The sequence below is a fragment of the Alistipes sp. Marseille-P5061 genome (assembly GCF_900290115.1).
Taxonomy (GTDB): domain Bacteria; phylum Bacteroidota; class Bacteroidia; order Bacteroidales; family Rikenellaceae; genus Alistipes; species Alistipes excrementigallinarum.
This window is the reverse complement of sequence record NZ_LT985748.1, coordinates 978,597-985,297: the sequence shown is the minus strand read 5'-3', so window position 1 is coordinate 985,297 and position 6,701 is coordinate 978,597. Positions and strand designations below refer to the sequence as shown.

Annotated in this window: 6 protein-coding genes; all 6 read right to left on the bottom strand. The window is 50.7% G+C overall.

The features are described 5' to 3' along the window. Positions 1-228: 228 nt before the first annotated feature. Positions 229-1,302: a mannose-1-phosphate guanylyltransferase gene (locus tag C8267_RS03935; RefSeq protein ID WP_234025679.1), complete on the bottom strand. Its 1,074-nt coding sequence runs from the start codon at positions 1,300-1,302 to the stop codon at positions 229-231. Positions 1,303-1,314: 12 nt separating this feature from the next. Next, positions 1,315-2,259 (bottom strand): GDP-L-fucose synthase family protein, encoded by a 945-nt coding sequence (locus tag C8267_RS03930; protein WP_106633700.1) that lies wholly within the window; start codon positions 2,257-2,259, stop codon positions 1,315-1,317. An 18-nt stretch (positions 2,260-2,277) separates the two neighbouring features. Continuing rightward, on the bottom strand, positions 2,278-3,366 hold the full coding sequence (gene gmd, locus C8267_RS03925) for a GDP-mannose 4,6-dehydratase (RefSeq protein WP_106633699.1): 1,089 nt from the start codon (positions 3,364-3,366) through the stop codon (positions 2,278-2,280). 154 nt (positions 3,367-3,520) lie between these two features. Further along, the gene (locus C8267_RS03920) at positions 3,521-4,276 is read right to left on the bottom strand and encodes a WecB/TagA/CpsF family glycosyltransferase (RefSeq protein WP_106633698.1); all 756 of its coding nucleotides are present in this window, start codon (positions 4,274-4,276) and stop codon (positions 3,521-3,523) included. Between the two features lie 70 nt (positions 4,277-4,346). Further along, positions 4,347-5,582, bottom strand: a complete 1,236-nt coding sequence (locus C8267_RS03915) for a glycosyltransferase family 4 protein (protein ID WP_106633697.1) — start codon at positions 5,580-5,582, stop codon at positions 4,347-4,349. Between the two features lie 22 nt (positions 5,583-5,604). Continuing rightward, complete coding sequence (locus tag C8267_RS03910; RefSeq protein WP_106633696.1) at positions 5,605-6,648, bottom strand: glycosyltransferase family 4 protein; 1,044 nt, start codon at positions 6,646-6,648, stop codon at positions 5,605-5,607. Between the last annotated feature and the right edge of the window lie 53 nt (positions 6,649-6,701).

Genomic DNA, 6,701 nt, shown 5'->3' with positions numbered 1-6,701 from the left:
TGAAGACTATAACACAAAAATTAGATCCACACGCCGCGGCGTGTGGATCTAAAAACAAGAATTGTTATATTTGCATATCTGAAGAATCTGAAGGCTCCTTCTCAGACACACTTTTTGAAACACTACCCCGAAATTCAATCATACAGCACTCGAAAACGGGTCTTTACAAGCACAAAAAAGGCCGATTCCCCGGTAGGGAATCAGCCCTTTTCAACCCATTTGGAGCAACTAGACGAACCGTCCGTCGTCGATCGGCGTGAGATCCTCGAGGACCTGTTTGATGTGCTGCTCGCGCGAACGCGGGCAGATCAACAGTGCATCCGGCGTATCGACCACGATATAGTCATGCAGCGAATCCACCACGACAACCTTCTTGCCGGCCGCCTTGATCAGGCTGTCGGTCGTGTCGTAGAGTTTCGAGAAGGTCGGCACGACGTTGCCGTCGGCATCCTTCGCCGAGAGCTCATAGAGCGAACCCCATGTCCCGACGTCGTTCCAACCGAAATCCGAACTCCGCACGAAGACGTTGGCAGCCCGCTCCAGCACCCCGTAGTCGATCGAGATCGACGGGCAGCGCGAGAAGATCTCCTCCACGGCCGGCCGTTCATCGGGCATGGCAAACGCCGCAGCCCGTTCGGCAAAGAGGCCGTAGACCTCCGGGAGGTGGCGTTCGAGCGCCGCGAGGATGCTCTGCGTCGACCAGACGAAGATCCCGGCATTCCACAGGTAGTTGCCCGCCGCCAGGTAGCTCATGGCGGTCTGCAGATCGGGCTTCTCGCGGAACGAGGCAACCGGCGAGATCTCCCCGGCGGATGCGGTCTGGATATAGCCGTAGCCCGTATCGGGACGCGAAGGGCGGATGCCGATCGTCACCAGCGCATCGCGCGCCTCGGCAAACTCCATGCAGGAGGCGATGTCGCGGCGGAACTCCTCCTCGTCGAAGATGAAGTGGTCGGACGGCGCCACGACCATCGTCGACGAGGGTTGCAGCGCTTTGAGGCGGAAGGCCGCATAGGCGATGCAGGGGGCCGTATTGCGTCCGACGGGTTCGCACAGCACCTGCTCGAGCCGGAGCTCGGGGAGCTGCTCGAGAACCAGCTGCCGGTAGGCGGCATTCGTCACGACCAGGAAGTTCTCCGCCGGGATGACCGGCGCAAAACGCTCGAACGTATGGCGGATGAAACTCTTCCCCGTGCCCAGAATATCGAGAAACTGCTTGGGGAGGTGGCGTCGGCTGGCCGGCCAAAAGCGGCTGCCGATTCCTCCGGCCATAATGACGCAGTAGCGACTGGTAGTTGCCATAAGCCCTGCCGATTATCGCTCGGCCCGCATCGGATTTTCCAGGAAGTCCTTGTAGGCAAGGCGGATACCGTCCTCGAGCTCGGTCTTGTAGGTCCACCCCAGCGCCTTGGCCTTCGAGACGTCGAGCAGCTTGCGCGGCGTGCCGTTCGGCATCGAGGGATCCCAGCGAATCTCGCCCGTATAGCCGACAACCTTGGCGACCAGTTCGGTCAGCGCCTTGATCGTCAGCTCCTTGCCCGTACCGGCATTCACCGTCTCGTTGCCCGAGTAGTTGTTCATCAGGAAGACGCACAGATTGGCCAGGTCGTCCACGTAGAGGAACTCGCGCAGCGGGCTGCCGTCACCCCAGCACGTCACGTAGGGAAGCCCCTGCACCTTGGCCTCGTGGAAGCGACGGATCAGCGCCGGAAGCACGTGGCTGTGCGTCGGGTGGTAGTTGTCGTTCGGTCCGTAGAGGTTCGTCGGCATCACGCTGATATAGTCCGTGCCGTACTGGCGGTTCAGGAATTCGCAATACTTCAGGCCCGAGATCTTGGCCAGGGCATAGGCCTCGTTCGTCTTCTCGAGCGCCGAGGTCAGCAGGCACGACTCCTTCATCGGCTGGGGCGCCATGCGCGGGTAGATGCACGACGAGCCGAGGAACTCCAGCTTCTTGCAGCCGTTCTGCCAGGCGGCGTGGATGACGTTCATCTCGAGGATCATGTTGTCGTACATGAAGTCGGCCAGGGCGCTCTGGTTGGCCTCGATACCGCCGACCTTCGCCGCGGCAAGGAAGACGTATTCGGGACGCTCCTCGGCAAAGAAACGCTCGACGGCCTCCTGACGTGTCAGATCCAGCTCCTTGTGCGTACGGGTGATGATGTTCGTGTAGCCCTGACGCTGCAGTTCGCGAACGATGGCCGAACCTACCATTCCACGATGTCCGGCCACATAGATTTTTGCATTCTTCTCCATCATAAGGCTTTCCTCCTCATATTACTTTACAATACCCTTCTCAAGATACTCGGCCAGGTTCATGCGGATCTCCTCGTCGGCACGCTCTACGGCCACCTTCGCCATATCGGCATCGACCATGATCTTCACCAGCTGCTCGAACGAGGTCTTCGTGGGGTTCCAGCCCAGCTCGTTCTTGGCCTTCGAGGGGTCGCCCCAAAGGTTCACGACATCCGTCGGACGGTAGAAATCCTTCGACACCTCAACCAGAACGCGGCCCGTTGCCTTGTCGATACCCTTCTCGTCCGCACCCTCGCCAACGAACTCCAGCTCGATGCCTACGTATTTGAAGGCAAGATAGCAAAATTCCCGGACAGAGTGCTGCACACCCGTGGCGATCACGAAATCCTCGGGCTTCTTGTTCTGCAGGATCAGCCACATGCACTCGACGTAATCCTTCGCATAACCCCAGTCGCGCAGCGAGGAGAGGTTGCCCAGGTAGAGTTTGTCCTGCTTGCCCTGGGCGATACGGGCTGCGGCAAGAGTGATCTTACGCGTCACGAAGGTCTCGCCGCGGCGCTCCGACTCGTGGTTGAACAGAATGCCCGAGCAGCAGAACATGTTGTAGGCCTCGCGGTACTCCTTGACGATCCAATAGCCGTAGAGTTTGGCCACGGCGTAGGGGCTGTAGGGGTGGAACGGAGTCTTCTCGTTCTGCGGGACCTCCTCCACCTTGCCGTAGAGCTCCGAGGTCGAAGCCTGGTAGATGCGGCAGGTCTGGGCCAGTCCGCACAGGCGAACGGCCTCCAGGATACGCAGCACGCCCGTTGCATCGACGTCGGCGGTGAACTCCGGCGCATCGAACGAAACCTGCACGTGGCTCTGGGCCGCAAGGTTATAGATCTCGTCGGGACGCACCGTGCTGACCACCTGAATGATACTCATCGAGTCGCCGAGGTCGGCGTAGTGCAGGTGGAAATGCGGTTTGCCTTCCAGATGGGCGATACGTTCGCGGTAGTCGGTCGACGAACGGCGGATCGTGCCGTGGACGTCGTACCCCTTCTCCAACAACAGTTCAGCCAGGAACGAGCCGTCCTGGCCTGTAATCCCAGTGATTAAGGCTGTTTTCATTTTTTAAAGAATAAAATGTTATAGAATATTGCTAAGGTTGCAACAGGGCGAGCGCAATGCTTTTGAGATATGCTAGATGCATTGCCACTCGGATATGAAAAAGGGAAAGTACTGCGGAGCTGTTTTTAAGGTACTCCGGCAAATGATTTTTTAATCAACAATCTGCAATATGTGCGTTGTGACGTTTACGTCGCCACTCCTGCCACAAAAGACGAGGTAATGAGCCAAGAATTCCTGCGCAGCGGGACAGCTGTTTACGCGGCTCCTTGAAAATCCGGTGAACAAATTCCAGATGACAACGAATCATCCATTGAGGGGCTCGAGAGACTTCCGTTCCACTGAAAAACTTGAACGCAGCGCCGACAGCAATCATAACACCGTGATGCAAGTAAGGCTTTAACCGGCTCATGAAGATCTCCTGCTTGGGTGCTCCAAGAGCGACCCAGATGATATCGGCACCGTCAGCCTCAACCACGCGTGCAATCTCCGGATAGTCAAACTCCTCGACCTTGCGGAACGGCAGCTCGACGAACTGCATCTGCGCCACGTCTGGATTCTCCTTTACCAGATTGGCTTTCAGACCATCAAGAATAGTTTGTGAGGTTCCCATGAAGATCATCCGGTACTTACGGCTGCGAATAATGTCCATGAAAATCTGACTGCCACAATACTGCTCGAAGTGCTTTCCGTAGATCCATCGGATGTAGAGAGGGACAAAGCTGCTGTCACAGATAGAGAACATGCCACCATTAACAACCTTAAGGTACTCTGAATCCCGGTTTGCGGTATTGAGAATGACACCATCTGCAACACAGATGTAGTCGGCTCCATTTTTCTTCAATTGCTGAGCAATACGGCCATGTACGGATTCTTTATCGAACTCGTAACGAATATTAAAATATGTTTCCATGCTTGGGGATAACTCGATCGAGCTATCTAGTTAAGAATAAAAATAATAAAGGCCCCTAGAATATAGGTTTTCATCTCTTTGCGCGGAGAGTATCTTCATATATTTCAACCATTTGTCGAGCTTTATTATCCCAAGACAATTGCTTCTGACGCTCCAGGCAATTTGATTTTAACTTGGTCAGAAGATCTCTATGATTATAAAGATTGATAATAGTGTCCGTGAAATCCCGGATACTCTGATTCGTGTTTGTTACAGGAATTTTAAAGCCAATCGTGTCATCAACTACTCCGGCTTGACCGCATGTGTCAAGACAGACGATGGGTAAATTGTTTTGCAATGCTTCCAGTACGACATGAGGGGTCCCTTCCATAATACTTGTAAACAAGAAAAGATTACACTTACTCATCAACTCCAAGACCTTATCATGCGGCATAAGACCATGCCATTCTACCCGATTCTCTATTCCAAGATCTTTCGCCAGTTCTTTGTAGCGGTTAACTTCTAAGGCCTGACCTGATCCTGCGACATGTAATTTTACAAGGCAATCCTTTGGCATATTGGCAATCACATGCAAGGCCAATCCCAACTGCTTGCGAAAATCGAATTTTCCAACCCACAAAACGTCAAATGAATCTGCGGACTCATTTACTTGATTCTGATTCACATAGCAGCCGGTCTCATTAATAAGTATAACTTTCTTATGGTGATAATTGGCTATCAAATCATGAACGCCTTTGGTTGCTGCAATAACAGCGTCCGCACGATTTAACACAGACAAAAGACGAGGTTGATATTTCCGCTGGAGATTATTTAAAAAATTCTTCAGATATACCTTTAACTTCTGGACAAGCCCTGTACCCGCCAAATATCCGGTTGGCATGAGCTCCATGCCTCCTACAGGGCCCCATACAAATGGGATATCCTTAATCTTCCATAAAAAGCCCGGTTCCCGAAAACCGATCATATTCAACTGATGAATGACATCAATATGATGTTCACCTATGATAGATTGTGCGATTTCAAAGGCCCTCTTCTGCCATTTACGATAGTACCAGTAAAATCGCCAATCACCTTGATTCCAGCACATTTTACGGATCTTGTTCGGTAATGGATTATAATAGAAATGCAAATGATCCTTTTGCGGGAGCGTTTTTACCACAGCCTCAATATCATCTTTCCATTCACCTTCCGTAATAATGTAAAGATTGCAATACTTGGCAAGATTGACAACCCAATTCCAGCCCATACCAGGCTCACTTCCCCAGTTAGGACTAACAGCATAGGCATTAATTAGAACATTGAGCATAAATTTATGACATTGACAGTCTTTAACATGTTGCTGATAAAGAAGAATATATCTGTCCTAGTCGGCACGTAATAACATCAACTGACAATTCTCCATTTACCAATTTATCGGTTTCTGTTACGATTGAGGTTCTTAGCTGATTGTTTCCCATTAAGAGAGCCAACTTCTCCGCTAAAGTATTATAATCACCAATAGGGAATAATAAACCATTCCTTCCATCTTCAACGAGATCTGGGATACCTCCCACCGGCGTCATCACACAAGGAATCCCATAAGCCCAAGCATCAAGCACCCCCATAGGGAATCCTTCGCCCTCACTCGCCAAACAATAGATCGATGATTCTTGAAATAACTTTTCTTTCTGTGCGCCCTGCACCCAACCTACGAATTCAACCTGAGAATCAATACCTAATTCTCTTGCAATCCGTTGCCCATTATTAATCTCACCATTCCCTGCAAATATGACTCTCCAATCCGGGTATTGACTTGCCACCTTGGCAAAACCACGCAATAGAATTTCATACCCTTTTCGAGGAATAACAGTCCCAGCAAATAAAATATACGGTTTTCGAAGATCTTCCTGGCGATTAACTATTGGACAAGGATTATACAGAACCTGAATATTTTTATATAAACCAAGAGCCTCTTTAATCCATCTGCGCCATTGTTCAGATAGCACTAAAACAAGATCTGCGGATGAAAATAATTCAGTATATAGTTTCTGATTAGCCGGTTCGAATAAGAATTTCTCATTAGATGGATGGAAGTGCAGAATTGTTTTTTTATGGCTCCATTTTGCTAATTTGAGAAAAATACGTTTACGCCTTGCAGACTGCGTGGTCGCCACATGAATATGCACAATATCATAAAAAGGTAAACGGCAACAGAAATCAATTAGCGCCAAAAGCAGGTATCCTAATTTTCTTAGAGAATTTCCATCCCGATGCGTTTGTACCCAATGACAATGGAACTGTTTCCATTGTTTCCCGGTTGCATGAGCCTTAATAACAGAAGTGATACCACCACGAGTCTTGCGGGATGTGGCTACAATTAAAACCTTAGGCATATATTAAATACTAAGCATCAATCCAATCTATTATCATTGTCTGTAGTTAATAG

Excerpts from the sequence above, each read along its gene's own strand:
- C8267_RS03935 (WP_234025679.1), bottom strand. The coding sequence starts at position 1,302 with ATGGCAACTACCAGTCGCTACTGCGTCATTATGGCCGGAGGAATCGGC.
- gmd (WP_106633699.1), bottom strand. The coding sequence starts at position 3,366 with ATGAAAACAGCCTTAATCACTGGGATTACAGGCCAGGACGGCTCGTTC.
- C8267_RS03910 (WP_106633696.1), bottom strand. The coding sequence starts at position 6,648 with ATGCCTAAGGTTTTAATTGTAGCCACATCCCGCAAGACTCGTGGTGGT.
- C8267_RS03930 (WP_106633700.1), bottom strand. The coding sequence starts at position 2,259 with ATGATGGAGAAGAATGCAAAAATCTATGTGGCCGGACATCGTGGAATG.
- C8267_RS03920 (WP_106633698.1), bottom strand. The coding sequence starts at position 4,276 with ATGGAAACATATTTTAATATTCGTTACGAGTTCGATAAAGAATCCGTA.
- C8267_RS03915 (WP_106633697.1), bottom strand. The coding sequence starts at position 5,582 with ATGCTCAATGTTCTAATTAATGCCTATGCTGTTAGTCCTAACTGGGGA.